Genomic DNA, 25,794 nt, shown 5'->3' with positions numbered 1-25,794 from the left:
AGGAGAGTAATCTTATTATTCGGTCTGGATCGTTGGATCGAGAAGAAATACAGGATCCGGCTCATGACCGAACTGTTTGAGGTTAATGGTTCCGTTCAGTTGAAACTCCACACCTTCGCTAATCAGTTCTGTTTCCTGCATCATGCGCGAGTGTTCGTCCGGTATGGAGATTTCGCCTTTTGCGTTGACGACACGGTGCCAGGGCAGACGTTCCTTACGGCTCATCGAGTGCAGAATACGAACGACTTGTCTCGCGGCTCTTGGACTTCCGGCATGGGCTGCAATCTGACCGTACGTCATCACTTTACCTTCGGGAATCGCCGCGATGATCGCAACGACTTGTTTGGTAAACGGGGTCATCATGATGTCTCCTTTCTGTATCTTAGGTATATAGCTGAAAATATGAAAAAACGTGTCGTTCAGATACAGAATCTGAACGACACGTGATATGGACAGATCTAACCTGATCCTGTGCATTTATAGAGGTTGTTCGATAAAAATGCTTGTGATCCCATCTTCTCGTTACTGAAAACCAGTCTTTTTGAACACGTATTTATTGAGGTTGTCCAAAAGCTTTTTGGTACACAGCAGCTGGCCATTCTGCCCAGGGGAATTCTCTTGCAGGCAAAGATTGCAGAATAACTTCTTCCTTGGTAACTGGATGAGGAAAAGAAGCAATCGCAGACCATAAAGCAATCTGTTGCCCGGGTTTATTCACGCTTGCACCGTACTTCTGATCCCCGTACAGAGGGCAGCCAATTTCTTTCATTTGCACCCGAATCTGATGAGATCTGCCGGTGTGCAGTTCGATATGGACGAGGCTGTAACGGTCTGTCTCGCCGATAACACGGTAATCCAGAACGGCATCCTTACCGCCAGCTGTACCTTTAGGTACAACAGTAACGGTATTTGTACGTGCATCTTTCAGGAGTGTGTGTTTTAACGTTCCCTGCTGTGCAGGCAACTTGCCATGTACAACAGCCGCATATATTTTACGGAAATGACGTCCCCGCACAGTCTCGGACAATCTCGAAGCTGCTTTAGAAGTCTTGGCAAAAATCATTGCCCCTCCAACAGGACGATCAAGTCGGTGTACTAACCCGAGATAAACATTGCCAGGTTTGTTGTATCGTTCTTTCAGATCCTGCTTCAGCAATGTAAGCAAATCCGGATCACCTGATGAATCTTCCTGGGTAGGTACATTGACCGGCTTCGTAATACCTAACAGATGGTTGTCTTCGAACAGAATCGGAATTGCATCGTGATCATGCCGATGTTCTGACATGATTAGGACTCCCAACGGCCCAGAATACCACAAGGCAGATCAAGACCACTGCGTGTGATCGGCAGACCGATTTCACCTGCGGTAATGTCACCGCCGTACTGAGCAGACATCGTCATGGTCAACATGTTGCGCAGAACGGTGGAGGAGATGCCCGTAGTGTAGGAGTTCACCAGCATGAATAATGGATTATCCGACAAGATCGTCATACATGACTTCAAGAAAGGATATAGGTTCTCTTCCAGTTTCCATGTCTCTCCATTAGGGCCTCGGCCATAAGAAGGAGGGTCCATAATAATGGCGTCATAACGATTTCCGCGCCGTTGCTCCCGTTGTACGAATTTGAATACATCATCTGTAATAAAACGAACAGGGCGATCAGCCAGTCCGGATAATTGAACATTTTCCTTGGCCCATTGAACCATGCCTTTAGCTGCATCCACATGCACAACAGAAGCGCCTGCGTAAGCTGCAGCTACCGTTGCTCCGCCTGTATAGGCAAACAGGTTCAAGACAGAAATAGGGCGTCCTGCATTGGAGATTTTATCCATCATCCAGCTCCAGTTGGCGGCTTGTTCAGGGAACAGGCCAGTGTGCTTAAAGCTGGTAGGTTTAATGTGGAATTTCAGGTTTTCGTATCCGATCGTCCAGCGCTCGGGAATGGGCTTTTTCATATCCCAGTTACCGCCACCGGAAGAGCTGCGATGATAGTGACCGTGCACTTGCCGCCATTCATTGGTTTCTTGCTCAAGGGGCCAAATAATCTGTGGATCGGGTCTGCGTAAAATCACATCTCCCCAACGCTCCAGTTTCTCGCCGCCTCCTGTATCGATTACTTCATAGTCCTTCCAATTCTTAGCTACGTACATAATGATTTATCCATCCTTCAAAAGTCATTTGGATACTATTGTACAACAAAAAAGGGCTTGTACGCCAGTTGGGGGACGGGATCATTGGAGGAAGGTATTACATCTGACCTTAAAAGGGTGAGGTATTTTAGCTGTGTTGAAATCCAAGGTGTGCCATATACTGAAAAACAAAGATAACCAAAAAATTAATTTGACAATGATAATCATTATCACATATGATTTTGTTAATCCAAAATTCATTCTTTCTTCATAGAGAGAATATAACATGATCAATTAAAGTGAGGGAAAAATAGATGGCTAAATTGTTAGTGGCTTATGCGAGCATGACAGGAAATACAGAAGAAATTGCAGAACTGATTGTGGAAGGAATTACACAGGGAGGCCACGAGGCAGACCTGAAATCCGTAACGGATTGTAATGCATCTGATGTATTGGACTATGACGGATTCATGATCGGTGTGTACACCTGGGGAGACGGGGAGTTGCCAGATGAATTCCTTGATTTCTATGAGGAGCTGGATGAGCTGGACCTGAGTGGTAAGAGAGCTGCGGTGTTTGGTAGTGGTGACACCTCGTATGAGCAGTTCTGCGGTGCAGTTGATCTCGCGGCTGCCAAGCTGCAAGAGCGTGGGGCGGAGGTATCTCCAGAGATGTTGAAAATTGAATACAGTCCGCTTGAGCAGGAGAAGGAAACATGCCGTGACTTTGGCAAACGCTTCGCTGCTGCCGGATTACAGGTATCCTAAAGATCATGTTAAGACATAATGTTCAGGCAGCGATGCCAGTCGGAAGGAATGATCTTCCTGAACGTCTGCTTGAAGATTACAGATTGGAAGAAATGCTGCGCAGCCCACACCGATTCATCCGCCCTGAACCAGTGTCTGAGCAGCGTCTTCCACTGCAATGGAGGCACCGTGTACAATATGCGGTGAGCCATGCGGTCAATGCCTTTTATAGTCTCGACCCCGATGTTCGCAAAGAGGTACCCGTACAGTATTTACTTGAGAAATGGTGGCCCAGAAAGACCGATGGTTTCGAATCTGTTCTCCATTACTGGGATGTGAAGAACAAGATTACGGATGAATTGTCACTCGCCATTGCAATGAACGATGATCTGAAACATCCAGCCATTCTTTTTGAACAGTGGAGAACGGAGTTACCTTCATTATCCATGCATTTATCGATGATATTTCAGGCGGCCTGGCAACCAGAAGGCTGGGATTCGCTGCTTATTCAGAAATATATGGTTGTCCACGATCCAAACGTAGTTGAAGCATTTCAGCATATGGTCAGTGTATTCTGCTGGGAGGCCTTCGGAAAATTACCGGGTATGATCGAGATATACTGCTTGTTGGAAGGACGCAAAATTAGGTACATCCCTGGACGCCAGTCTCTGATACGTTCCATGGACTACATTCGCTTGATACGTGACAGTATGCCGCAAGCTGAAGTGGTGGAGTCAGAACAGTTTACGACGCGTGATAAGGCGCGCATACACGAAGAGGTAGATCGCTGGAAAACGGAAGCCGTTGAACCGAAGAAAACATGGTTGATGTGAAGGCGATTGAAGGATAACGATATATCATGCAGATAGAGGAGGGGAAGTTGCCATGTCTACCGGTCTAAGTCAAGATATAAGCAGCGGCAAGAGACGTGCAGGAACTTGCGAATTCAGTTCGTTGCCAGTACCCCAGTCGGTTATACGAAAGTTGCTTGATGAAGCAGATCCTTCATTATATGTGATGAGTTCAGAACCTTGGAGGTTTATGTTGTTTGCAGGCGAAGGGCGACAGCTATATCTGGAAGCGGTCAGACAGAGCTATCCACCCCATCTGGCTGATCGCTACGGCGATTGGGCTACATATCAATACACGGAAGCAATCCCTACCCATCTGGTTGTCGTGGCGCCTAGAAATGCCCGTGAGGATGATCTTCTGCCGGCCAAAGCCTGGAGCAAACGTTTTAGTATTCTGGCTGCGGAACAGGGTTTGAATGCTGTCTGGAAGATCAATGATTATCAACAACATCCTGTGTTTATGAATTTGATGGGTTTGACAAGTGAAGAGAAGGTGCTGGGGGTCTTCCATATCGGTTACGGAGACCAGCCTGCATTGCGGGATATGGATGCAAGCAGACCAGCCTCTGAACTGATGACGGTCTATGACCATCTGGTATAAAAAAATGATTCATTAGTTCTCTTATTTGCTGGTGTTGGACAGAAAATCACGAACGAGCTGACGATTCGTCTGATCTTTGTTGTAGACGGAGAACAATCGATTGGACACCGTAAGGACATTGCCAAAAAAGAATCGTTCGAATTGGGTCTGCCTGCCCCCGAATGATCCGGCCCCAAGCTCCCAGATCAGGCGAAACAGAGCGTTGCGTTCGTGAGAAGCCATATCGTTCCCTTTCAGATATATATTCAGTGACGGAGCGATATCGGATTGAAACTCTTCTTCCTGAGGGATCATAATCACCCCGCTCGAACCCAAGAGTTGCAGAATTTCAATCATCTCAGGATAAAGTTTCGGAAAAAGGAGATTGGCTGCCATTAATGGTTTGGGTGCAGGTAATACAAATCCTCGTCCGTCTGGTATTGCACCTGCCTCCGCGGCCAAGGCCAATGCTTTTAACGATTCAAGACCTGCGAACACACGTGCAGATTTCTCTATAACATGTGCTTCCGTATTCAGATCCAGTGTATCCGTGAGAAGCTGGATTGTACCGAGAACAAATTCCGTCTTGGCAATATAACGACACAATACCTGATGACCTGCGTGAATATGAAAGTTGCTACCACTGAAGAGACGTGAGGACATTTCCTCACTTCCTGCAAAAAATATTCGTTCATGCGGAACAAGCACCCGGTCAAAGATGACGATATTGTCCATTTCTTCATATCTGGAACTCAGAGGATAGTTGGTGTGAGATTCGGCTGCGTAAGTATCCCTGCATACCAGACTGATTCCTGGCAGATCATTGGGGACAGCAAAAGAGAATGCAAATGGATTTTCGTCATCAAATGGGGCAGGAGAAGGTGACGGATAGACAAAAATCTCATCCGAAGTGGCAGCTTGTGTAGCCATCATAAATGCTCCGCTAATAATGAGGCCTTCCTCAGTGCGATCTACGACCTTTGCGGCAATAGCATCCTCAGTGGCATCCAATTGCCCTGAGATTTTGCTGGCATATGGCTGAATGAAGGCATGGGATAGCGTAATATCATGATCACGGCAGTAGGCATAATAATTCTTGAGATTATCTGCATATTGGGGAGATAATTCGTTCAGGAGATCGGCACCTGTGTAAAAGGACATTATGGCTGTATTCATGTAATCGGGTGAGCGACCAAGAAAGCCATGATGGACATTTGCCCAGATATTCATCCCTTCCCGTCGTTTACGGAGGTCATCGGCACTCGTTGGAGGCAGGAAGGATATGCCCACAGGTTTGCCGTCTGCCGGGGAGGCATACGTCATCTTTTCCGCAAATTGAGGATCAGATTGCAGATCATACATGTACATCTGAGTCTCCATTAAACCAGCAAATGCTACATGTTCAGAGCGTTTTCCAGTAATCAGTTTACCTTTGTACCAGCAAGGGACGGACTGGGTATCAATTCGTTCGCGATACTGTGAGCCACTTTTAACAGGCATTATTATTCACCTCTTGGTTCTAATCGTTCATGGGCAGACTGACTTCTTACGTAGTGTACGTAGGTTATCTGTCCAATGTGCATTTAAGAGGTGAGAAGCATTTTTACAGAATAGGGCTTGATAATAATTATCATTCTTGTTACAATAGACAAAGAAAAAAGGAACCGGTAAGGGCTCCTTTATGTGCATTAGATGAAATTACTTATTTTACTTCAAAAGTCTTACAGTCTGTTTCAGCAGACTGACTTGCTTCTTTGTTACTGTGACTCACGATGTAGATCGAAGAAGCGTTACATTTGTTCTCTTGAGCCCAGTGACGACAGGAATTAACTTCACACAATACGTCTTTTGCCATGATTGTTAACCTCACTTTAATTGGATTACAGTCGTTGGTATAAAGAAACCAGATACAACAAGTTGCCGCTTGCGAACCTGGAAAATTTTTGCTCTCACGAAATTTGGAGGGCTTTTTTTGCGTTATACACAACGATGCATATTTAGAATAGCAAATTTTATTGAAGCTTGCAACCAAATGACTTCCTTCTGTGGCAAAATAGTGTACGTGCTGTGGTTATATTTGCAAAAAGACAGTAGTATGTTATTATTTAATAGTAATAATTACGATTAAAGGTCTAAGTGGTTCTATATAAATTGAACTAAACATTTACACGATAACAGCGATCGGAAGGTTGTTCTGTCATCGAAGTGGTCAGTGTAAATATTCATTAGTTCAACTTATATAACTTGAATCACGGACTGACACTATAAATGAAGGAGCATATGTATACATGAGCAAAATAAACCATATGAACCGGATTCCCCGAGCAAAAGGGATCGATATGGCTTCTTTTTATACGCCGAAAGAGTGTAGGCGTAAAGCCCAGCATATTGTATTTTCCGCAGAAAATGAGCGTATCATTAACGAATTCATAACCATTCTGGGCATGAAAGAGAGGTTCAGAGAGCATGATGTATCAATCCCCAACAAAATGGTCATGTTCGGGCCTCCAGGCACGGGAAAAACATTAACGGCATCACATCTGGCGGAGCGTCTTGATCTGCCATTGGTTCTTGTGAGATTAGATGCGATCATACATAGCCATCTTGGGGAGACGGGGAGTAACGTACGCAAGTTATTCGAATATGCACGAATGAATCCCTGTGTGTTATTTCTGGATGAATTTGATGCCATAGGCCGGACACGTGAGAGCAATGATGAAGTGAAAGAGATGGCTCGTGTCGTCAATACGTTATTGCAGTGTCTGGACGAATTTGATGGGGACAGCATACTGGTGGCTGCAACGAATCTGGAGACCCAACTGGATCATGCCATCTGGCGACGTTTTGATACGAAGATGACCTATGGTATGCCTGATGATTCAAGTCGCAGATTGTATATCAGCAAGTTGGTGGGAGCATTTGAACAGGAGCCCCGGCTGGAAGATTACATATGTGAACGCTTGACCGGGTGCAGTTATGCGGATATAGAGCAGATTGTTTTGAAAGCAAAGCGGAAAGCGATCATTGCCAGTAGTACACTTCATAAGCAACTGATCTCGAATGCTTACGATGAATACAAGCCACGTGTCTTAGAGTGTTGACTGCTTCTATTTTGGATAGTTTAGATAAAGCAACAAGGAACAACGCTGAAATAGCCCAGTCTCCTGAATGGAATCCTGGGCTATTTGCCATGTTAGCATGTTGCGTTACACTTTAACGGCTGCTCCGTATGCTTTTTCTGTATTCATGGCTTCTTGTGTTGCAGTCCAGCGTGGCAGGCTTAATCTGAACATGCTCCCTTCCGGGCTGCTGGAGACAAGTGTTAGTTCACCGCCTTGTTCCTGAGCAAGTAGCCGGCTATATGTTAATCCTAGACCCAGGCCGCGGTTACGACGTTTCTTGAGCTCTCCACGATAGAAGCGTTCGAAGATTTTGGGTTGTTCTTCAGCTGCGATGCCTGTGCCGTTGTCCTTGACATCAACGTACAGCATCTGTTCTTCTGTACTTAGATAAATATCGAAGACAGCTTTCTGTTCAGGAGCTGTGGCATGAAGTGCGTTATTGAGCAAATTGACAATAATCTGCTGAATGCGGAGAGCATCCCCCATGGTAAAGAAGTTAATTGGAGGGGCGTGCAACTGAACCTCTGGCATTTTGTCCTCATACGCAATCTTCCACTGATAGATGATCTCACCGACCAACAGTTTCAGATCCGTTCGTTCCTTGCGAACGGCAACACTTCCTGCAGCCATGGCGTTATAGTCAAGCAAATCTGCGACCATTCGCTCCATCCGTTCAGATTCCTTCAAAGCGATATCCAAAAATTCTTTCCCTTCCTGTGGACTCACGACATCGTCACGTACTGCCATAACGAGCCCCTTGATGGAAGTTACCGGTGTCTTGAGTTCATGACTGACCCCTGCCAGCGAAAGTGTACGCCATTCTTCGAGTTGCCGGAGACGAGTCGCCATATCTCGGAATGAATTTACAAGTTCATTGATCTCACGTTCTCGTGTATTCAAGTCAAGGCTCACATCATAATTGCCACCTCGAATCTGCTCAGCGGCATAGGCGACCTGACGAATAGGTCTGGATAACTTGTTGGACAGGAGATAGATTGTAAACCATCCACAGAGGATTAGTCCTCCGAGGATTAGAGCCACGAGCCATATCGTCTCTGGACCAAATGTAATGGATTGTTTGGACTGCATCACCCACACTTTACCCAAGGTTTGATCTCCCTCGGATATGTTGACCGTTACACCTGCATATTTGTTGTTTCGCGGTTCAAGATAGTCGTCTGATAGTCGATAATGCACGTCTTTTTGCTCCATTTTAGGCTGGGAAAAGATCAATTGATTGTTATTGTCCAAGATCATGACGCAAAAATAATGATCTGTATTAAATAGTTTCTCTCGCTTGGTTACCAGTCTGTCCAGATCGGGTGGAACCCGAAGTATATTATTTTCACTGGTCACATGATCGGCAATCTCCAGACCAAGCAGTTCTGCGGTTTTGAGGCTTTTCTCAATGGAAGTTGTTCGAATCCAGTAGAGTGCCCCTGCCGCAATAATCGTGAAACCAATGCACAAAATGAGAAAATATCGCAGTGTCCAGTGTGACAGAATGGATATCGTTCGTTTGGGTTTCTTTTGCTTCAGTTGGCGATCCAAAATTGATACCCCATTCCTCGCAACGTCCGAATTTCTCCCGTCTCTGGCGACCAGTGGGAGAGGGCTTGACGTAGTCGTTTAATCGATAGATCCACAGCACGGTCACTGCCATCATAGTCCATCCCCCATACCTGTTCAATAAGGTGATCCCTGGTAAACGTACGATTCGGATAATCGGACAGGAAGAACAGTAATGACAGGTCACGAGGTGTGAGTGCAACCTCTGCACCGTTCAGCAGCACTTGCTTGGCAGCAAGATCAATGACGAGATTTCCAAAGGAACGCTTCTCTTCGCCACCTGATGTCCAATGTGGATTACGGCGCAATACCGCATTCACTCTGGCGACCACTTCTTCCGGTACAAAAGGTTTGCTCATATAATCGTCAGCACCGGCATTTAGTCCGTTGAGACGGTCTGAAATGTCATCCAGTGCAGTTAGCATGATCACGGGACAAGCACTTTTTTCACGAATAATCCGCAGCAGATCCCATCCGTCCATTCCTGGCAGCATGACATCAAGTAATACCAAGGAAGGCGTTACGGTATCAAAAAGGGTAAGTGCAGTCGGTCCATCTGCTGCATGATGAACTTCAAATTCTGCTTTTCTCAGATAAGCAGCCAGTACTCGTGCAATAGCTTGCTCATCCTCGACGATAAGTATGGATTTCAAGAAAAGCGTTCTCCTTTCGCTGAGTAAACTTGTACTGATTTTACATGAGCCAGAGCGTAAAGCCAATCCTGTATTACGGATTTGAAAAAAATATGGGACTTGTCTTATCTTGACTTCTTCCTGACACATTCAATTGATATGATTCACTCCAACAAGCAACTTAAACAATAATATACTGGAGGAAACATACAGATGAACAAGAAAGCAAAAGCATGGCTTATTACAGGTGTGGCGGCGGTTGCCGTAATCGGTGGCGGTGGTTACTATCTCGCAAATAGCTACTTGGGGAACAACGTGGAGATTGAACAGGTGCTTCCTGCCAGCACAGCAACTTCCACAACAACTGTAGATAGCACAGGAACGGCTGTAGCCAATGAAACTGCAGGAGCAGAGCAACTGAACGGAGACTGGAACATCAGCGAAGGTTCCAAAGTATACTTCTCCGTAACCACTTCACAGGAGACGGTTAATTTTGTGGACGAGCAGGTAAAAGGGAATTGGACAATTAATGTAGATGATGCTTCTCAGATGAAGGCAGAAGGACAGATCGAGATGGACGGCATTGATTCCGGGAATGGACAACGGGATGGTCACGTGAAGCAAGCCGATTTCTTCGACATTGCAACATATCCACAGGCAACTTTTACAGCGACTTCATTTGAAGGGGTACCTGCGGAATGGCCTGTTGGTCAGACGGTTGATATCAAAATGAATGGTACCATTACGGTTAAAGGTATTGAAAAAGAAGTAACTTTTGATGCAAAAGCTGCTTATGAGAATAACGAAGTATTGTTGTCGGCGACATCGATGGTAACATTCGAAGATTTCGGAATGGAAAATCCACACTCCGTTGTGCTCTCGACTGAAAATGATATCCAGGTACAGCTTGAATTGAAACTTTCTAAATAAGTGTAACAATGATCATGCCTGAAAAATCTGTTCTGTTCTGCCTTACGGTAGACGGACAGATTTTTTTGTTTCTCTTGCAAAATAGTGTGATTAATATAGCTCAAATGTAACTGTCACAGGATCATATTGTTAAAATAACTGCTGTTTCCTTTGGAAAATGCCGTGTTACCCACCACTATTAAGCGCTTACAATGAGGAGGATTCATAACATTCATTGATCCATGCACAATCAAACACAAAAAGGGGGAGATCAAGAGTGAACAAGAGGTACATAAGCGGGTGTCTGGTATTACTGATGCTATTCTGTGATCTGGGGTTGATGGTTCGTCCAGCGGCTGCAGAAGATGCAAAAGTGAACGTGGCACTTAACAAGGCGGTTTCGGTAAGCACAGAATATTTGGAGTGGGAGAGTAAAAAGGAGCACTTGGTTGATGGTAAAAGTGACACGCATTGGACTGCTACGGCGGGAGTTACCTCCGAACAACCACAGTGGGCAATGATTGATCTGGGTGAAGACTACAATCTGTCCGGAGCGGAAATAACGTGGAGAGAAAACACGGTTGTGAAATATATGGTAGAAACGTCTGCTGACCAGCAGGCATGGACCAAAGTTGTTGATCAAAGTGAAAATGCCGATCCCAAACAGATTACTGATCTGACGTTTCAGCAGAAAGATGTACGATACATCAGACTGAACATCTCCTTTTACAAGGGTGAGGGAGTTTGGCCGGAAATATTGGAGTTCAAAGTGTGGGGAGAATCAGAAGGCACTGAACCTGCCAACATTACCAAATATGATTCAATCGAAGTGAAAACGGTGACAAGAAGTGCGCCAGTTCTGCCTAATCAGGTAAAAGCATGGTACCAGAATGGAAAATCAGGAATGGTTCCAGTGGAATGGGATAGTATTGACCCTTCAGAGTACGCACATGCGGGCAGCTTTACCGTGACAGGTGCAGTATATGGTGCGCCTCCAGAGCCTCGGCCTGAAGCCACGGTAATTGTTGAGGGATATCGTGAAGACTATGTTAGAGGTGTCGATATTTCCACGTTGACTGCCATTGAGGACAAAGGCGGAAAATACGAGGACAGCAACGGTACACAGCGTGATTTGCTCGATATTCTCAAGGATCGTGGTGTCAATTACGTACGCCTTCGTCTATGGAATGACCCGCAGAAATCCGGGGGCTATAACGATAAGAAAGATGTCATTCGTTTGGCCAAGCGAGTGAAGCAAAAAGGTATGAAGATCCTGCTTGATTTCCACTACTCGGACGAGTGGGCGCACCCGGGTCAGCAGCTTCGTCCCAAAGCTTGGGAAGGTCTTTCCCCCGAAGAGTTGAAGCAGGCCGTATACGACTATACGGTTGAAGTTGTGGGAGAGATGAAAGCAGAGGGCGCCATGCCTGATATGGTGCAGATCGGTAACGAGATTAACAGTGGTGTGTTGAACGGCTTGAGCAGTGACGTGGATTTCGAGCAAAATGTTGCATTGCTAAAAAGCGGAGTTGATGCTGTACGTGCAGTAGAAGGAGAGATCACCGATAACGCGGATAAGGTGAAGATTATGATCCATCTGGCTGAAGGCGGCAAGGCGGATACGTTCAAATGGTACTTTGGAGAGTTACGTAAAGGCGGACTGGACTATGACATTATCGGACTGTCGTATTACCCGTTCTGGCATGGGACGTTTGCGGATGTACAGAAAACGATGAATGAAGTGTCAGTCGAGTTTGGCAAAGATGTTATTATCGCTGAAACGTCCTATCCGTTTTCCTATAAAAACGGGGACGCTCATGGAAATATCATCGGATCAGACGAAGCGCTTCATGTAGGAGGAGCAGATTTCCCCGCAACCGTTCAAGGTCAATATGATGCCATCGCTGGCATTATGGACATGATTGCGAACGTGCCGAATAATCATGGAGCAGGTTTCTTCTACTGGGAGCCGGCGTGGATTCCGGCCGGTGTAGGCTGGATTGCCTCCGAAGGGAATGCTTGGGAAAACCAAGCCATGTTTGATTACGACGAATTTCCGGGCAACGGCGGGCATTCGTATGAAGGCAGAGCGTTATGGTCCCTTGATGTGTACAAACGTGGATTGGGTCTTCTGCCCGCAGACCGCCAGCAACTGGATGCGGCACTTACACGAGCCAGATCATTGGTACAGACTGATTTTACTCCGGAAAGCTGGGGGACTCTGGCTCCGGCAATCTCGGCAGCGAATGATGTATACCAACAGGCATACACGCCGGGCGGGGTAACTCAAGCAGATACAGATGCAGCGACAACAGCATTGGAACGTGTGATGCAGCTGATGCAGGTTATCGCTCCGCAGCTTGACGAGCTTCGAGCCAAAATAGCGGAAGCGCGTACGTATCAGCAGGCTGACTGGTCTGCGGCCACTTGGGCGGTATTGACCAAAGCGCTGGAAGGCGCTGAGCAGGTCTTGAATGATCCTAGAGCGACACAGACGGATGCGAATACAGCGGTTAAACGTTTGCATGATGCCATTGATGGTCTATCCAATGTGGACAAAACACAACTGCACCAGTACATTCAACAAATGCAGCAGCAGACAAAATCTTCCTATACACGCCGGAGCTGGTCTGTATTGGAACAGTCTTTGCAGGCAGCGATTCAGGTCCGAGATAACAATGCTGTTGTCCAATCTGAGGTGAATTCAGCACTGAATACGTTGAAACAAGCCTTTACTAGTCTAGTCTCTCTGGAGGCTTTAACAACGGGAAAAACGGCAACGGCTTCAAGTAGTGCAGGGACAGGAGGCAATCAAGCCAACTCTCCTGAAGGTGCAATTGACAACAATCCGAACACTTCATGGGGAACAGACCAGAGTAAGGATAGCTGGTGGCAAGTGGATTTGGGTCAGGTTGCTAACCTCCGCAAAATCGAAATGTCGATGTGGAGTGGCGGCATCAAATATACGATCGAAGTGTCCAACGATAACAAAAATTTTGTGAAAGTAGTGGACACCACAAGTGATGTTGTTGTATCAACTGCACCCAGCCATGTACTTCCAGAAGGCACGGAGGGACGTTATATTCGAGTAACAATTAAAACAGGTCCCACATGGGTAGGATTCATGGAATTTGAAGCTTACGGTACGTTCCCGGCGGACAAATCTGCACTGCAAGCTACTGTAGATACCGCTGAGAAATTAAAGCAAACCGAATACACGACTTCAAGCTGGAATGTGTTCAGTAAGGCGCTTTCTGAAGCGAAGGCATTCATTCTGGATGTTGAATCTTCAACGCAAGATGTGAGCAATGCGGATCGTGCGTTACAAGATGCTGTGAGTAAACTTGTACGTCAAGATGTAACACCTGGCCCTGGCCAGCCATCCCAACCAAGTGAACCATCACAACCGTCCAACCCGGGAACAGCCCCTTCAACGGGGAATCCGGCTGTAACAACACCGACTGAACCTGGTAATCCGCCAGCGAAGGGTCTAATAACGGTAAAAGGAACAGCAACCGGGGATGACAAGTATTCTATTCGTCCAGATGTATCTCAATTAACTCAGGCACTGCAATCCATGGATGCAGGAAATCGTACGTTGAAACTGCTTGCAGATGTACCCGACACAGCCAAGACAGTCACATTCCAGTTGGCTGCAAGTCAACTGGCAGCATGGATTCGTTCCGAGGAAGTGAAATCCCTGGATGTAGTCGTAGGACAAACTACCGTTCGTGTTCCTCTAAAATCACTCCCGCTAACTATTGCGGAGACTGCGGGAACGTTCGACATCGTAGTGGCAAAAGGATCGACAGATACACTGTCCACATCGCAAAAAGCAACGATCGGTAATCATGCGATTGTTGATGTAAGTTTGTTAATGAACAATAAGCCATTGCAATGGACAAACAGAGCGGTTGAAGTTGCTCTATCCAATGTGGAGCAACCTAAAAAGAATGATGTAGTTATGGTTGTACATTCCGTATCTCCAAGTGGTGAAATGAAACCTGTTACGTATTCCAAGTACGATGACAAGACAAAGACGATGGCGTTCAAACCGCTGGAATCGGGCAGTTATGTCATTGCAGAAGTTGAAGTACCATTACATGATCTGCAAAATCACAATTGGGCTCTCCAAGAAGTGCAGAACCTATACGGTAAGGGAATTATTACGGGGATGAGTGCAACACGTTTTGTCCCACAAGGTGAACTGACCAGAGCACAATTTTTGCAAATGATTATTAAAGGTATTGGTGATGTACGCCAGCCCGATCCATCTATCTCAATCCCAACAGATGTGAAGGAAGGGCAGTGGTATGCCGATTCAGTACGACTTGGCATTGAAATGAACATTATTCAAGGCCGGGCGGATGGAAGCTTTGGAGCGAATGAACGTATTTCGCGAGAAGATATGGCCGTTATGCTGAACAGAGCACTGCAGGTTGTGCAACGTGATCAGGATGCGAACAATGCTGCACAAGGAAATACTTTATTTGTAGACAACGCCGAGATCGCCGGGTATGCAAAAGAAGCTGTAGCTTCGATGCAACAACTTGGACTGCTGAACGGCATGCCTGATGGCACGTTTGCCCCGAAAGAAACAGCGAACCGTGCACAGGGTGCTGTTGCAATCGCGAGACTGATGGAACAACTGTATTAGAGATATTTCAAAAAGTCCGCTTTTGATTACGAAGAATGTCTGGTGGCATCATCAGTACGCATGAATAGAAAATAACAAAGCAGGTAAAGAGATCGAATCATAGGATTCGGTCTCTTTATTTTGCGAAAAAAAAGAGAGGATCAGACTTTACTGCTTTCTCTAAATAGGCATATGAACAATTTGTTAATGTCGTATTGACAATATCATTTTCTTTTGTTATCATTTCGATAATATCAAAACGACAATATTAAGAAATGGGGAATGAGCCATGTTTGGATTCCGATTTGCGAAATTTCAACCCAGTGAGTATGTCATGAAAGTGAAAAATGGTGAGGTACAACGTCAAGGTGTCGGATTGTCCTTTTATTATTATGAGCCGACCACATCGGTAGTGGTTCTACCCGTGTCCTCGGTGGATGTACCATTCATGTTCGAAGAGATTACAGCGGACTATCAGACCGTTACTGTGCAGGGGCAGCTAAGCTATCGCATAGTGGATTATTTGAAAATAACCCAGAGTCTGAATTACACGTACAATTTGCGCAAGAATCGGTATATTTCCGACGACCCCGGCAAGCTGGACCAACGGGTGATCACCACAGCAAAAGTACTAACCAAGAAACATCTGGAGCAAATGCCGCTGAAGGAGGCCATTCAATCCAGTGAACGGCTGGCAAGCAGCATGAAACGTGAAGTTGTGCAAAGTGAAGAGTTGGAGAAACTGGGCGTTGAGCTGATGAGTCTATCCATTCTGGCCATTCTGCCTAATAAAGAGACGATGCGTGCATTGGAAGCACAAGCGCGTGAAGAGATTTTGCGTCAAGCAGATGAAGCGCTCTATGTGCGTCGCAATGCATCGATTGAACAAGAACGCAGAGTGAAAGAGAACGAACTGAACACCGAAATTGCCGTGGAGACAAAGAAACAGCAAATTAGGGAGACTCAGTTGCAGGCAGAACGCTCGGTAAAACAGAAACAAAATGAGATGGAGCAGGAGCAGCTTCAGTTCAATACAGCGATGGAGGAACGTAAGCAGCAGCTGATTGAGTTAACCATTGCCAATCACAATGCGGAAGCGGATGCCAAAGCGTATGAGATTGCTGCCGTGATGAATTCGTTGCAAAATGTACAGCCAAATGTACTGCAAGCGATGGCAAACATGGGTATGAATTCCGATAAGCTGATCGCACTCGCGTTCCAGGAACTGGCTGAAAATGCAGGCAAGATCGGACAGCTTAATATCTCGCCGGATCTGTTGCAGGGATTAATGTCTCCCGCGCCGGGCAGAGATCAGGGAGGTCGAGCGAGATGAGATTAGGAAGAAGAGAGCAAGCAGAGCAGGCAGGGAAATCTGTACGTCAGCAGCCTGCGGCAGATGATCGAATGAGCGAACATAAACTGATTCTGGTGAAGCGCCGGACCAGACTGGAAGAACTGGTGGTTCGATATAACACGGTGCAGCAAGCTCAGTTCTATATTGAACGTCTGGGCGCAGACTTCAGTGATTATATGGAGGAAGACCGTCGTTATCGGTTATCTGTGCAGCAGGCACAGCAGCAACTGGGACAGTTGGGTCGTGTACAGACGATTGATCGGGAACATGTACCCAATTTTATCTTTGGAGAGCAGGATATCGTGGTTGTGGTCGGACAGGATGGGCTTGTAGCCAACACCCTCAAATACGTAACCGAGCAGCCGCTCATTGGTGTGAACCCGGACCCGATGCGGTGGGATGGGGTATTATTACCTTTTACCGTGGAGGATCTCAGCTTCATTGTTCCTGATGTCATTCGAAAGCAACGAACCTTGAAAGAAGTCACTCTCGCCAAAGTGGAACTCAATGATGGACAGTATCTATATGGTGTGAATGATCTGTTTATTGGTCGGAAGACACATGTATCGGCTCGTTATGAGGTGCGTTTGGGTTCATCCGCAGAACAACAATCTTCCAGTGGCATCATCGTATCCACAGGCATGGGATCAACGGGCTGGTTCAAAAGTGTGCTGGCTGGAGCCACCGGAATTGTAGGATCGACGGCTTGGCAGAACATGAATTCTGAAGCTGAGGTTGCTACAGCATCGGCATCCATTCATGGAAGCAGGCAGGAGCTGAATCATTTTAACTGGGATGCGCCTTATTTATATTTTTCAGTACGTGAACCGTTCCCGAGCCGGACGACAGCAGCCAATCTGGTGTTTGGACAGATTCATTCAAAGCAACCATTGCACATTGTATCCCAGATGCCAGAGGATGGTGTTATATTCAGCGATGGGGTTGAGCAGGACTTTCTTGAGTTTAACTCAGGGGTAGAAGCTATTATTGGGTTGGCAGAGAAGAGGGGGCGTCTCGTAGTCTGACCCTTTATTTCCAAACCGTTTCCGACTAGAATGGGTAACTAGATGTGATACATTGACGTCAGGAAACGGAAAGAGGGTTAACGATGCAGTCAATATTGTTGGTTGAAGATGATGCCAAGCTAGCAGGATTGCTGGCGGCTTATCTGACCCGAAATGGATTCCAGGTACAGGTCACAGATGATTTTCGTCATGTATTGGATGAATTTGTGAAGATGGAACCGGATCTGGTGCTGATGGATGTGAACTTGCCTCAATATGATGGTTATTATTGGTGCAGACAGATACGCACACATTCCATATGTCCCATTTTGTTCATATCCGCTCGGGATAGTGGTATGGATCAGATTATGGCGTTGGAGCATGGGGCGGATGATTATATTACAAAACCTTTTCAATATGAAGTCGTTCTTGCCAAAGTCCGCAGTCAGCTGCGCAGAGCCTATGGTTCTTACGCTGCTGTGCAGCAGGAAGTGAAGGTCAAGAACGGCCCCATGATCCTCTATCCTGAGCGATTCGTATTGGAATATGATGAACGCTTAACAGAGCTGACACAGAAGGAAGCCATACTGGTAGAAGCGCTGATGGCGAAGGCAGGGCGAGTGGTCAGCCGGGAAAAATTACTTGAACAGATGTGGGAAGATCAACATTTTATTGATGATAATACGTTGAATGTATATATTACGCGTTTACGTCGGAAGTTGAAGGAGCTGGGTGCTGAAGAGATTTTGGAGACGGTTCGCGGAGCGGGTTATCGCGTGTTGGATCTGGGTTCATCCGCACAAGGGAAAGGGAAATGAGACTTTTCCTGAAAGACCACCAGATGTTAGTTGGATTTTATGTGCTGCAGATGCTGCTGGTTCCGTGTGTGTATTGGCTCTCTGGTGAAGATCGCCCGATGAAAATTGTCCTATACGGCATGCTGATCAGTACCGTGGTGCTGATGGTCTATCTGGTCATACGTTACTTCCAGCTGCGAGCCTATTATCGTTTACTTCAACAACCACATTTGCTTGTAAAGGAGCCTTTTCAAACGCTTGGAAATTCGGTCGTGGCGGAAGCCATCCAGGAATTGTTACATGAACTGGAGCGTAATCGGCAGAACGAGATAGGTCAGTTACGTACTAGCAAGGAACAGCAGGTGGTATTCATGAATCGATGGGTTCATCAGATGAAGACCCCGTTGTCCATTATCCAACTGACCTTGGAAGATGTGGACGATGAGACGGCTGGCAGTATTCAGGATGAACTGGATAAGCTGCGCAAAGGACTTGAAATGGTCTTGCATTCATCAAGGCTTGAACAGTTTGAAGGGGATTTTCGTGTGGAGCTGTTGTCTATTCAAGAAGTGCTTCGGAGCAGCATTGCAGAGAACCGACGTTTGTTTATACGCAGAGGCATTACGCCGGATATCCGTATAGAGGAAGACCTTCAGATATACAGTGACTCCAAGTGGCTACGGTTCATGTTTACCCAGATTTTGACCAATGCCGTGAACTATTCCGATAGCAAATCAGGCAAAAAAGTGATCATTACCGGCTATAAACAGGAAGAGCGTACGATCTTGGACATTCAGGATGAGGGAATCGGCATCTCGTCCGAAGATATTCATCGGGTGTTTAATCCCTATTTTACAGGTGAACGGGGCAGACAATACCACGAATCTACGGGAATGGGATTATATCTGGTCCGTGAGATCAGTGCCCGCCTGGATAACCGTGTCGAGTTGTTTTCGGAGCCAAATGAGGGAACGTTGGTCAGATTCAGCTGGATTCATTCGAAATATCCGAAGTGAAAAGTGCTTTGCCTATGGGCGAGGTGCTTTTTTTAATGGACAGAAGTGTCATAGAGCAGGCAGGGGAACAGAACCTTAAACGCGTTGTAAGAGAAGTTTAAGGTAATTCGATAGCACCGTTACGGGAGGTCAGTTAGGATAAGAATAGAATTAACGTATAAAGAATGATGGATCAGGAGGGAATTACGCATGGAAATGTTACAGGTATCAGGACTGAACAAAGTATATCAGGGCAAAGTGCAGACTCAAGCCCTTAGTGATATTCATCTGACAATCAAGCAAGGTGAGTTTGTGGGTATTATGGGCCCGTCGGGCAGTGGCAAAACCACATTGTTAAATATGGTCTCTACCATTGATGAACCCAGCTCGGGCAAGGTGCTGATTAATGGCATGAACCCGTTTGATATGAAAAAGAAAGAACTTGCCATGTTCCGACGTCGTGAACTCGGATTTGTCTTTCAGGATTTCAATCTGTTGGACACGCTGACGGTTGCTGAGAATATTGTACTTCCATTGACACTGGACAAGGTCAAACTGAAGGAGATGGAGAGCAGACTACATCGTATTACAGCCAAGCTCGGGATTGATCATATTTTGGATAAACGAGTTTACGAAATCTCGGGCGGACAGCGACAGCGCACAGCCATTGCAAGATCCATGATTAATTTGCCTTCGATTGTACTGGCGGATGAACCCACCGGCGCATTGGATTCCAGTTCATCTCAGGCCGTCATGGAGTCCCTTGAACAGATTAATCAGGAGGAGAAAACGACCATTATGTTGGTCACACATGACCCGCTTGCGGCAAGTTATTGCAACCGAATTGTATTCATCAAGGACGGGAAACTGGCAGCCGAGGTACACCGCGGAGATAATCGACAGACGTTCTTCCAGCGGATCATTGATACTTTATCCTTCTGGGGAGGGAATTCACATGAGCTTTCCTCAGTTCGCGTTTAACAATATTCGCCGGAATGGGCGAGCGTATATTGCTTTTTTTCTAAGTAGTGTGTTTATGGTCATGATATTCTTCGCTTATGCGGTATTTATCTATCATCCATATGTGACAGAGTTGCCAATGGGTGACACAACCGCTACGGGGATGCAGATCGCTTCAATTATCGTGTATGTGTTTGCATTTTTCTTTGTTATGTATTCCATCAGTGCTTTTCTCAAATCACGGAATAAAGAGTTTGGCATTCTGACCATACTTGGTGCAGAGCCGGCACAGATTCGGAAATTGGTTATTTTGGAAAACATGTTAATCGGCTGCCTGTCCATTATTGCGGGTATCTGCGGAGGTATGTTGTTGTCCAAGCTGTTCCTGATGTTAACCACTCGTTTTATCGGGATGGATGATCTGCCCTTTTATTTTCCCGTGAAAGCGATTCTGATTACGATCGGGGCCTTTCTGTTATTATTTTTCTGCATTTCACTTTTCACATTGGTTTTTATCGGAAACAAACGGACGTTAGAACTTTTGACGGGAACCAACAAACCTAAAAAAGAGCCCAAAGCTTCATGGTTCTTCTCACTTCTGGGTTTTGCATTACTTACAGTCGGCTTTGTGGCAATCCGCAGCGAGTTGAATGGTGGGACGATCATGCTTGCAGCAGTGACAGGCATAGCCGGGACGTATTTTTTCTATTCACAGCTTTCCGTACTCATCATTCGTTTATTGAAGCGTAATCGTAAAACGGTATGGCATGGTACACGTCTGTTATGGATCTCAGAGATGAGTTACAAAATGAAGGATAATGCTCGCATGCTCTTTATGGTGACCGTAGTCATTGCGATTGCTTCGATGAGTGCGGTGGTGATTTTGTCACTGGATCAGGAGAACCAGGAGCAGTTTACCAATAACGATTTTCCAGTCAAATACAATGTGTACACTCCTTCGGATCAAATGGATATGAGCTATATTGATTCGACACTTGAAGCAGCAGGCTTGAATTATCAGCAAGTGTATCTGGAGTACTTTTGGTCTGATGCGGATCAGAGTGCTGTCTCGGTTATGCCACTCAGTCATTACAACCGATTCAATGTGATCCTAGGAAAAAAGACATTCCAATTGGATTCAGACTCAGTATTGTTCGTAGATTCCCGTAATGAGAAGGATCAGGCTCAGATCGATCGCAACAGGTTTCGCAATTATGCGGAAGGAGACACCATGACTCTGAATCTGGAAGCTGGTCCGATGCAAGCAAGAGTTACAGCTACGGATGTTGAGACACGGTTTGCAACCTTGATCTATTCAACTGCTGTGGTTGTCCTCCCGGATGAGAAGTTTGAAGAGATCACACAACAGCTCCAAGGAAATAGATTATCTGGCAAAGTTCTGTATCAGATTCCGGCATGGGGTCATGCTGTACCTGACCGACACTCCTCGGAAGCCATGGTTAGCGATCAGCTTCTGTCGTCCGCAGATACCATTCGAAGCGATAATGCTTCTTCTGATGAGAATTACTCCGGCTTTCTGACCACTCGATATGGAGATTTTGAGAGATACAGACAGGGTACAGCACTCTTTACCTTTCTGGGCATATTTATCGGATTAATCTTCTCCATCTCTTCCGCAAGCTTTCTGTATTTCAGACTGCATACCGATCTTGAAGCAGATGGGAAAATGGTGCATTCTCTTTCGAAAATGGGTCTCAGTTTCGACGAGATGAAACGATCATCCACTGTTCAGATTGCCATTCTGTTCTTCTTACCAATTGGGGTAGCTATCATTGAAACGTTGGTCGTGGTTAAGCCGTTCCTGTCTGAATTCGGTATTACGAATTATACGGTTCCGGTGTTGACTGTATTTGGTGCGTTTCTCCTTGCACAGACATTTTATTTCTTTGTTATCCGTTCCAGATATATATCTTCTCTGCGCAAAATGATGGTGTAATTATTCAACAAACGAATGATGATATGGATCGACCATGATCTGTTCATGGCCCGCATTTTCTTGATTAAGATCAAGGAAACGCGGGCTTTCTTGCGTTAAGATGAATGCATCAATAGATGATATTATCGAGGAGGACGATTATATGAGTATTACGTCATTGCAAGAAGTCAAAGCATTTAGTGAGGACCGTTTTACAAAAAGGGTTTTATTCCAACAAGGTGGTGGGGTGACCTTTGTCCTTCATTTTCTGCCAGGTCAGCAGCTTCCCGTTCATAAACATCCGGGCACAGACGTTATTTTACTGGTGGTTGAAGGCACAGGCACACTTATTCTGGATGGAAAAGAACAAGTGGTGAAACAAGAGGATGTGATCCATTGCGGCGGTGAGGTGGAGTTTGCATTCCATAATACAGGAGATCAGGAAGTTCGTTTGTTCGTGGTGTTAAACAAAGTGCCAGCAGCATCCTATGCAAAGGACATCTAAGATCTAATATCAAGGAATCTATAAAATGATTCACTGATCGGCACTAATATAAGGGAAACTCTATTCTGGAGTTTCCTTATTTATTTTTATTCAAGAATACTCTCCTGCAACAATCGTCCTTCTAGCAATCTCCGGGGTGTATATCAAGTATATGTTCCCATACATAGCAAAATAAAAAGCATACTTGGGTCTGAGAACATCAGATCTGAAGTACGCTTTTTCGTATTCCGCCAGCAGCTTGTTCATTCATCCGGTCTACCGTCATTCTGCCTAGAAGTATCCCAGCATTTCCTTGGCTTCATTCGACATCAGCTGTGGAGACCATTGGGGCTCCCACACGACTTGAACATCAATATCGGTCTTATTTGTATTTTCCTGCAAAACCCATTTCACCGCACCAACAATCGTATCGTGCAGCGGGCAACCTGGTGTAGTCAGCGTCATTCGTACATGAACCCGTTCAGGCTCTTCCCTTACTTCATACACCAGACCCAGGTCAACGATATTGACACCTAATTCAGGGTCATACACTTCCTTGAGACATTCTAGCAAATGCGTGGTTTGTTTCATCATGTTCACTCTCCAGTCCACCTTATTTATGTTAACGTCTGAATACCAGAGCAATATTTGTTATATAAACGATGGAGACAAGAGACAAGATCGTCCCTCCAACCATCATGACCTCAGCCAGATTAATCAGAATTCCACTGACAAGCAAAAGGCTTCCAGCGACCATGGCGAGCATACCCCAATTGACATACCGTTCACTCAGCATACCTGCCATCAGCGGAGTTCCGGGTCTGCCTGCCTGCTTGCCATATTTGTGGGTCCACCATAGAAAAGGCACGATTTTGGAGGCATAGCCAAGTATGGTGAGAGACACCCACCCCCCGAGATACACCCATCCAGACAATAGAACAACACGTGGATGGAGCAGCAGTTCAGTCCCTTGCGAGGAATAGATCAATAGGGCAACAGCATATACAGCCAACGCACGGCTTACATACACAGACCAGCGAATGCCCGGACCCGGGTTGCTTTTGTGCCGTTTCTCCTGAATTTGCTCCAAGTGATACACATAGAAGAGAAGGGTTGCGGTTAGAAGTAAGAGCGCAAACCAGAGTAAGCCTCCCTTCAACCCAGTCAGAAATGCGACAACGCCTGTAACTACAGCTGCATTCCACAGAACCAAGACCACTTTTTGCAGTCGAATGGAATAATCGTGGGACAAGTAGAACATCGGAAGCATTTTGTAACTGAAGCCGGTAATTAACATGCCAAACCAGCCGAGTGTTCCCATCCAGATATGTGCGCCGAATAAGCGTTCATGCAGACCATTCCAATCACCAAAGGCAAAATTCAGGCCCATCAGCATACCGTACAGCCCGGTAAGAACCAGATAAAGACAGGAACAAGCTGCACTAATCGTCACCGGATTCCACTGTGAGGCACGGAAGAGGGTAACGGCCATATTCCATCCGAACAATAGAATGCCCGAAAGGGCGAGTGTAGCAGAACCGGCAATCCAGATGACATCTGCACGAATGAAGCCGTATAACATGCCCACGATTCCGATACTGAACAAGAAGTAATGACAATAACCGAGGAACAGACTATAGATATTGGATTGCAAAATAACGTGTATCAACTGATAAACGGCACCCATACCCAGCATGGTTGCCCACCCGAGCACAAACAGATGGGCATGAAACCAACCTTCGGGTCCTCTGAGTTCATCACCAAGCCAGCCTGTCAGCGAGAGCAGGGAGAATGCGTGATACATTACAAATCCAAAGATGCCCGTGATGATAAAAAGAAACGGCAACCTGGACATGGCTTTTGCCTCCTTACCCTTTTTCAATTCTCACTTTGGCCGTACCATCAGCTTGATCCTCAACGGTGAAAGGGCAACCGAGATTATTTAACTCTTCAATCAAGAAGACTGGCACACGGTCATTGTGAATCAGTACGACTTCCCCAGGTTTGCAACGTTCCAGTGCGGCAAGTGTTCGCATCATGGGTTGTGGCGGTTCCAATCCGCGATTGTCCAGTATCACGGTGGGCGCCTGTAGGGATTCAAAGTTTTCAATCGCAACAGCTTGCTCCTCTGGATGGCCTTTGCATGAAGCTGATTCTTCGTCTGAACCGGGCTCAGAATCGACTTCCGATCCAGATAAAACTATTGAAGATAATGCTTTGTCACCGGTTTTATTTTTTTTGTGCACAAACGTGGTAACCCAGTGATCTGAACCTTTTCGTTCCGATGTGCTGGAGTATCCTTTCAGCTTGAGAATACCGAGCAGGGGCGTTGGTTTGAATGGAGCGTGTAGTACAAATACATCTTCATGCTGAAGGCCTTTGACCGTGTCCATGATCAGTTGAAACGGCTCCAACTTTTTACTCAGATGAGGACGCACATCCAATTCAACAATATGGACATCAGATGGAGACATGTGCGTTCACATCCGATCCTGCACTAGCTACATCCGCCTGTTGTACCAACTGTAGAGATGATTCATACAGGGCGGCCATTCCACCGTACAGCGCATAAAAGAATGACTCCGGCGCATCGAGGGAGAAGGACAGATAGGCTTTGGGGTCCATGCCGAGCACACGCTCAAAAAGTCTTGCACTGTCATAGGCGTAAAAACAGAAATGAGTATATTCGAACACAGGCATTTTTTCGTAAATGGTGATAATCTCTTGCGCATATTCCGCTTGCTCACGCTGTGCCAATTGAATCATGGTTGTGGCGTCTTCTAACCTCAGCGTGATGCGAAGTGTAGTATCGTCTATGATTTCAACGTGGGCCATAGCGGTTCAGCTCCAATCTATAATTTGCTGATTTTGACTTGGAAGGTTGTAGGACCCTGCTCAATATACTCCCAGTTGAAGCCATCGGGATGTGTGGACTGAAATTGGAATCGAAGTGGCTTAGGATCGTGATCGTTAATGAGCAGCATGGATTCCTGTGGTTGCAACTGATCAAACGTTTCGAAAATAACTTTATGTTTCAAATGCGGTGGATACTCGGTGGCATTAATGGTTGCTGCGTATGTGTTCATGTG

At 45.9% G+C, this 25,794-nt stretch carries 25 protein-coding genes; 13 read left to right on the top strand and 12 right to left on the bottom strand.

Annotated features, from left to right (window positions below; genetic code table 11):
- Positions 1–15: 15 nt before the first annotated feature.
- The 3 genes from NZ043_RS28710 to NZ043_RS28700 all read right to left on the bottom strand — a co-directional run bounded on the left by NZ043_RS28710 (position 16) and on the right by NZ043_RS28700 (position 2,151).
- The gene (locus NZ043_RS28710) at positions 16–360 is read right to left on the bottom strand and encodes an MGMT family protein (RefSeq protein WP_339312902.1); all 345 of its coding nucleotides are present in this window, start codon (positions 358–360) and stop codon (positions 16–18) included.
- A 193-nt stretch (positions 361–553) separates the two neighbouring features.
- Positions 554–1,285 carry an RNA pseudouridine synthase gene (locus tag NZ043_RS28705; protein ID WP_339309891.1) on the bottom strand — a complete coding sequence of 244 codons (732 nt, stop codon included), beginning with the start codon at positions 1,283–1,285 and terminating at the stop codon, positions 554–556.
- Between the two features lie 2 nt (positions 1,286–1,287).
- A complete protein-coding gene (locus tag NZ043_RS28700; protein ID WP_017687801.1) occupies positions 1,288–2,151 on the bottom strand; it encodes a class I SAM-dependent methyltransferase in 864 nt (287 codons plus the stop codon).
- 293 nt (positions 2,152–2,444) lie between these two features.
- Between NZ043_RS28700 and NZ043_RS28695 the strand changes: the two genes are divergently transcribed.
- Genes NZ043_RS28695 through NZ043_RS28685 form a run of 3 tightly spaced genes read left to right on the top strand, consistent with a single transcriptional unit; the run spans position 2,445 to position 4,328 of the window.
- On the top strand, positions 2,445–2,897 hold the full coding sequence (locus tag NZ043_RS28695; RefSeq protein ID WP_017687802.1) for a flavodoxin: 453 nt from the start codon (positions 2,445–2,447) through the stop codon (positions 2,895–2,897).
- A 5-nt stretch (positions 2,898–2,902) separates the two neighbouring features.
- Positions 2,903–3,709 (top strand): hypothetical protein, encoded by an 807-nt coding sequence (locus NZ043_RS28690; protein ID WP_249912273.1) that lies wholly within the window; start codon positions 2,903–2,905, stop codon positions 3,707–3,709.
- Positions 3,710–3,761: 52 nt separating this feature from the next.
- Positions 3,762–4,328 carry a nitroreductase family protein gene (locus tag NZ043_RS28685; RefSeq protein WP_339309890.1) on the top strand — a complete coding sequence of 189 codons (567 nt, stop codon included), beginning with the start codon at positions 3,762–3,764 and terminating at the stop codon, positions 4,326–4,328.
- Positions 4,329–4,349: 21 nt separating this feature from the next.
- On the opposite strand, the gene NZ043_RS28680 is transcribed toward NZ043_RS28685, so the two are convergent.
- Both NZ043_RS28680 and NZ043_RS28675 read right to left on the bottom strand, forming a co-directional pair.
- Entirely contained in the window at positions 4,350–5,807 is a 1,458-nt protein-coding gene (locus tag NZ043_RS28680) for a 4-hydroxyphenylacetate 3-hydroxylase N-terminal domain-containing protein (protein WP_339309889.1), read from the bottom strand.
- Between the two features lie 202 nt (positions 5,808–6,009).
- Complete coding sequence (locus NZ043_RS28675; protein WP_076209985.1) at positions 6,010–6,162, bottom strand: DUF1540 domain-containing protein; 153 nt, start codon at positions 6,160–6,162, stop codon at positions 6,010–6,012.
- 433 nt (positions 6,163–6,595) lie between these two features.
- On the opposite strand from NZ043_RS28675, the gene NZ043_RS28670 reads away from it, so the two are divergent.
- Positions 6,596–7,408 (top strand): ATP-binding protein, encoded by an 813-nt coding sequence (locus tag NZ043_RS28670; protein WP_339309888.1) that lies wholly within the window; start codon positions 6,596–6,598, stop codon positions 7,406–7,408.
- A 105-nt stretch (positions 7,409–7,513) separates the two neighbouring features.
- Here NZ043_RS28670 and NZ043_RS28665 read toward each other — a convergent pair whose 3' ends face one another.
- The gene (locus NZ043_RS28665; protein WP_339309887.1) at positions 7,514–8,980 is read right to left on the bottom strand and encodes a HAMP domain-containing sensor histidine kinase; all 1,467 of its coding nucleotides are present in this window, start codon (positions 8,978–8,980) and stop codon (positions 7,514–7,516) included.
- Positions 8,965–9,651 carry a response regulator transcription factor gene (locus NZ043_RS28660; protein ID WP_036613325.1) on the bottom strand — a complete coding sequence of 229 codons (687 nt, stop codon included), beginning with the start codon at positions 9,649–9,651 and terminating at the stop codon, positions 8,965–8,967. Before NZ043_RS28660 ends, NZ043_RS28665 begins: the two co-directional genes overlap by 16 nt.
- Before the next feature lie 192 nt (positions 9,652–9,843).
- On the opposite strand from NZ043_RS28660, the gene NZ043_RS28655 reads away from it, so the two are divergent.
- From NZ043_RS28655 to NZ043_RS28615, 9 genes are all read left to right on the top strand, one after another.
- A complete protein-coding gene (locus tag NZ043_RS28655) occupies positions 9,844–10,560 on the top strand; it encodes a YceI family protein (protein WP_133385296.1) in 717 nt (238 codons plus the stop codon).
- 256 nt (positions 10,561–10,816) lie between these two features.
- The gene (locus NZ043_RS28650) at positions 10,817–15,196 is read left to right on the top strand and encodes a glycosyl hydrolase 53 family protein (protein ID WP_339309886.1); all 4,380 of its coding nucleotides are present in this window, start codon (positions 10,817–10,819) and stop codon (positions 15,194–15,196) included.
- Between the two features lie 268 nt (positions 15,197–15,464).
- On the top strand, positions 15,465–16,508 hold the full coding sequence (locus NZ043_RS28645) for an SPFH domain-containing protein (RefSeq protein WP_062835104.1): 1,044 nt from the start codon (positions 15,465–15,467) through the stop codon (positions 16,506–16,508).
- Positions 16,509–16,579: 71 nt separating this feature from the next.
- Positions 16,580–17,554, top strand: a complete 975-nt coding sequence (locus NZ043_RS28640; protein ID WP_133385997.1) for a sugar kinase — start codon at positions 16,580–16,582, stop codon at positions 17,552–17,554.
- Between the two features lie 83 nt (positions 17,555–17,637).
- Entirely contained in the window at positions 17,638–18,351 is a 714-nt protein-coding gene (locus NZ043_RS28635) for a response regulator transcription factor (RefSeq protein ID WP_133385294.1), read from the top strand.
- A complete protein-coding gene (locus NZ043_RS28630; protein WP_133385293.1) occupies positions 18,348–19,346 on the top strand; it encodes a sensor histidine kinase in 999 nt (332 codons plus the stop codon). The genes NZ043_RS28635 and NZ043_RS28630 overlap by 4 nt, the downstream gene beginning before the upstream one ends.
- 189 nt (positions 19,347–19,535) lie before the next feature.
- Positions 19,536–20,306 carry an ABC transporter ATP-binding protein gene (locus NZ043_RS28625; RefSeq protein WP_133385292.1) on the top strand — a complete coding sequence of 257 codons (771 nt, stop codon included), beginning with the start codon at positions 19,536–19,538 and terminating at the stop codon, positions 20,304–20,306.
- Positions 20,281–22,242: an ABC transporter permease gene (locus NZ043_RS28620; protein ID WP_133385291.1), complete on the top strand. Its 1,962-nt coding sequence runs from the start codon at positions 20,281–20,283 to the stop codon at positions 22,240–22,242. Before NZ043_RS28625 ends, NZ043_RS28620 begins: the two co-directional genes overlap by 26 nt.
- A gap of 142 nt (positions 22,243–22,384) precedes the next feature.
- Positions 22,385–22,726, top strand: a complete 342-nt coding sequence (locus tag NZ043_RS28615) for a cupin domain-containing protein (protein ID WP_133385290.1) — start codon at positions 22,385–22,387, stop codon at positions 22,724–22,726.
- A 270-nt stretch (positions 22,727–22,996) separates the two neighbouring features.
- Here the strand turns inward: NZ043_RS28615 and NZ043_RS28610 are convergent, their stop codons facing one another.
- From NZ043_RS28610 to NZ043_RS28590, 5 genes are read right to left on the bottom strand one after another with little or no spacing between them, the layout of a single operon-like run.
- Positions 22,997–23,296, bottom strand: coding sequence for a metal-sulfur cluster assembly factor (locus NZ043_RS28610; RefSeq protein WP_133385996.1), 300 nt, complete (start codon positions 23,294–23,296; stop codon positions 22,997–22,999).
- A 31-nt stretch (positions 23,297–23,327) separates the two neighbouring features.
- Entirely contained in the window at positions 23,328–24,560 is a 1,233-nt protein-coding gene (locus NZ043_RS28605; RefSeq protein ID WP_133385289.1) for a hypothetical protein, read from the bottom strand.
- A 13-nt stretch (positions 24,561–24,573) separates the two neighbouring features.
- Positions 24,574–25,179: a DUF2249 domain-containing protein gene (locus tag NZ043_RS28600; protein WP_091029049.1), complete on the bottom strand. Its 606-nt coding sequence runs from the start codon at positions 25,177–25,179 to the stop codon at positions 24,574–24,576.
- A complete protein-coding gene (locus NZ043_RS28595; protein ID WP_133385288.1) occupies positions 25,166–25,540 on the bottom strand; it encodes a hypothetical protein in 375 nt (124 codons plus the stop codon). Before NZ043_RS28595 ends, NZ043_RS28600 begins: the two co-directional genes overlap by 14 nt.
- Positions 25,541–25,557: 17 nt before the next feature.
- Complete coding sequence (locus NZ043_RS28590) at positions 25,558–25,791, bottom strand: DUF2249 domain-containing protein (protein ID WP_036613358.1); 234 nt, start codon at positions 25,789–25,791, stop codon at positions 25,558–25,560.
- Positions 25,792–25,794: the final 3 nt, after the last annotated feature.

Source organism: Paenibacillus sp. FSL k6-2145, from assembly GCF_037976585.1.
In the GTDB taxonomy this organism is placed as follows: Bacteria; Bacillota; Bacilli; order Paenibacillales; family Paenibacillaceae; genus Paenibacillus.
This window is presented reverse-complemented; position numbering and strand designations above follow the sequence as displayed.

Excerpts from the sequence above, each read along its gene's own strand:
- NZ043_RS28710 (WP_339312902.1), bottom strand. The coding sequence starts at position 360 with ATGACCCCGTTTACCAAACAAGTCGTTGCGATCATCGCGGCGATTCCC.
- NZ043_RS28705 (WP_339309891.1), bottom strand. The coding sequence starts at position 1,285 with ATGTCAGAACATCGGCATGATCACGATGCAATTCCGATTCTGTTCGAA.
- NZ043_RS28700 (WP_017687801.1), bottom strand. The coding sequence starts at position 2,151 with ATGTACGTAGCTAAGAATTGGAAGGACTATGAAGTAATCGATACAGGA.
- NZ043_RS28695 (WP_017687802.1), top strand. The coding sequence starts at position 2,445 with ATGGCTAAATTGTTAGTGGCTTATGCGAGCATGACAGGAAATACAGAA.
- NZ043_RS28690 (WP_249912273.1), top strand. The coding sequence starts at position 2,903 with ATGTTAAGACATAATGTTCAGGCAGCGATGCCAGTCGGAAGGAATGAT.
- NZ043_RS28685 (WP_339309890.1), top strand. The coding sequence starts at position 3,762 with ATGTCTACCGGTCTAAGTCAAGATATAAGCAGCGGCAAGAGACGTGCA.
- NZ043_RS28680 (WP_339309889.1), bottom strand. The coding sequence starts at position 5,807 with ATGCCTGTTAAAAGTGGCTCACAGTATCGCGAACGAATTGATACCCAG.
- NZ043_RS28675 (WP_076209985.1), bottom strand. The coding sequence starts at position 6,162 with ATGGCAAAAGACGTATTGTGTGAAGTTAATTCCTGTCGTCACTGGGCT.
- NZ043_RS28670 (WP_339309888.1), top strand. The coding sequence starts at position 6,596 with ATGAGCAAAATAAACCATATGAACCGGATTCCCCGAGCAAAAGGGATC.
- NZ043_RS28655 (WP_133385296.1), top strand. The coding sequence starts at position 9,844 with ATGAACAAGAAAGCAAAAGCATGGCTTATTACAGGTGTGGCGGCGGTT.
- NZ043_RS28645 (WP_062835104.1), top strand. The coding sequence starts at position 15,465 with ATGTTTGGATTCCGATTTGCGAAATTTCAACCCAGTGAGTATGTCATG.
- NZ043_RS28640 (WP_133385997.1), top strand. The coding sequence starts at position 16,580 with ATGAGCGAACATAAACTGATTCTGGTGAAGCGCCGGACCAGACTGGAA.
- NZ043_RS28635 (WP_133385294.1), top strand. The coding sequence starts at position 17,638 with ATGCAGTCAATATTGTTGGTTGAAGATGATGCCAAGCTAGCAGGATTG.
- NZ043_RS28630 (WP_133385293.1), top strand. The coding sequence starts at position 18,348 with ATGAGACTTTTCCTGAAAGACCACCAGATGTTAGTTGGATTTTATGTG.
- NZ043_RS28625 (WP_133385292.1), top strand. The coding sequence starts at position 19,536 with ATGGAAATGTTACAGGTATCAGGACTGAACAAAGTATATCAGGGCAAA.
- NZ043_RS28620 (WP_133385291.1), top strand. The coding sequence starts at position 20,281 with ATGAGCTTTCCTCAGTTCGCGTTTAACAATATTCGCCGGAATGGGCGA.
- NZ043_RS28615 (WP_133385290.1), top strand. The coding sequence starts at position 22,385 with ATGAGTATTACGTCATTGCAAGAAGTCAAAGCATTTAGTGAGGACCGT.
- NZ043_RS28610 (WP_133385996.1), bottom strand. The coding sequence starts at position 23,296 with ATGAAACAAACCACGCATTTGCTAGAATGTCTCAAGGAAGTGTATGAC.
- NZ043_RS28605 (WP_133385289.1), bottom strand. The coding sequence starts at position 24,560 with ATGTCCAGGTTGCCGTTTCTTTTTATCATCACGGGCATCTTTGGATTT.
- NZ043_RS28600 (WP_091029049.1), bottom strand. The coding sequence starts at position 25,179 with ATGTCTCCATCTGATGTCCATATTGTTGAATTGGATGTGCGTCCTCAT.
- NZ043_RS28595 (WP_133385288.1), bottom strand. The coding sequence starts at position 25,540 with ATGGCCCACGTTGAAATCATAGACGATACTACACTTCGCATCACGCTG.
- NZ043_RS28590 (WP_036613358.1), bottom strand. The coding sequence starts at position 25,791 with ATGAACACATACGCAGCAACCATTAATGCCACCGAGTATCCACCGCAT.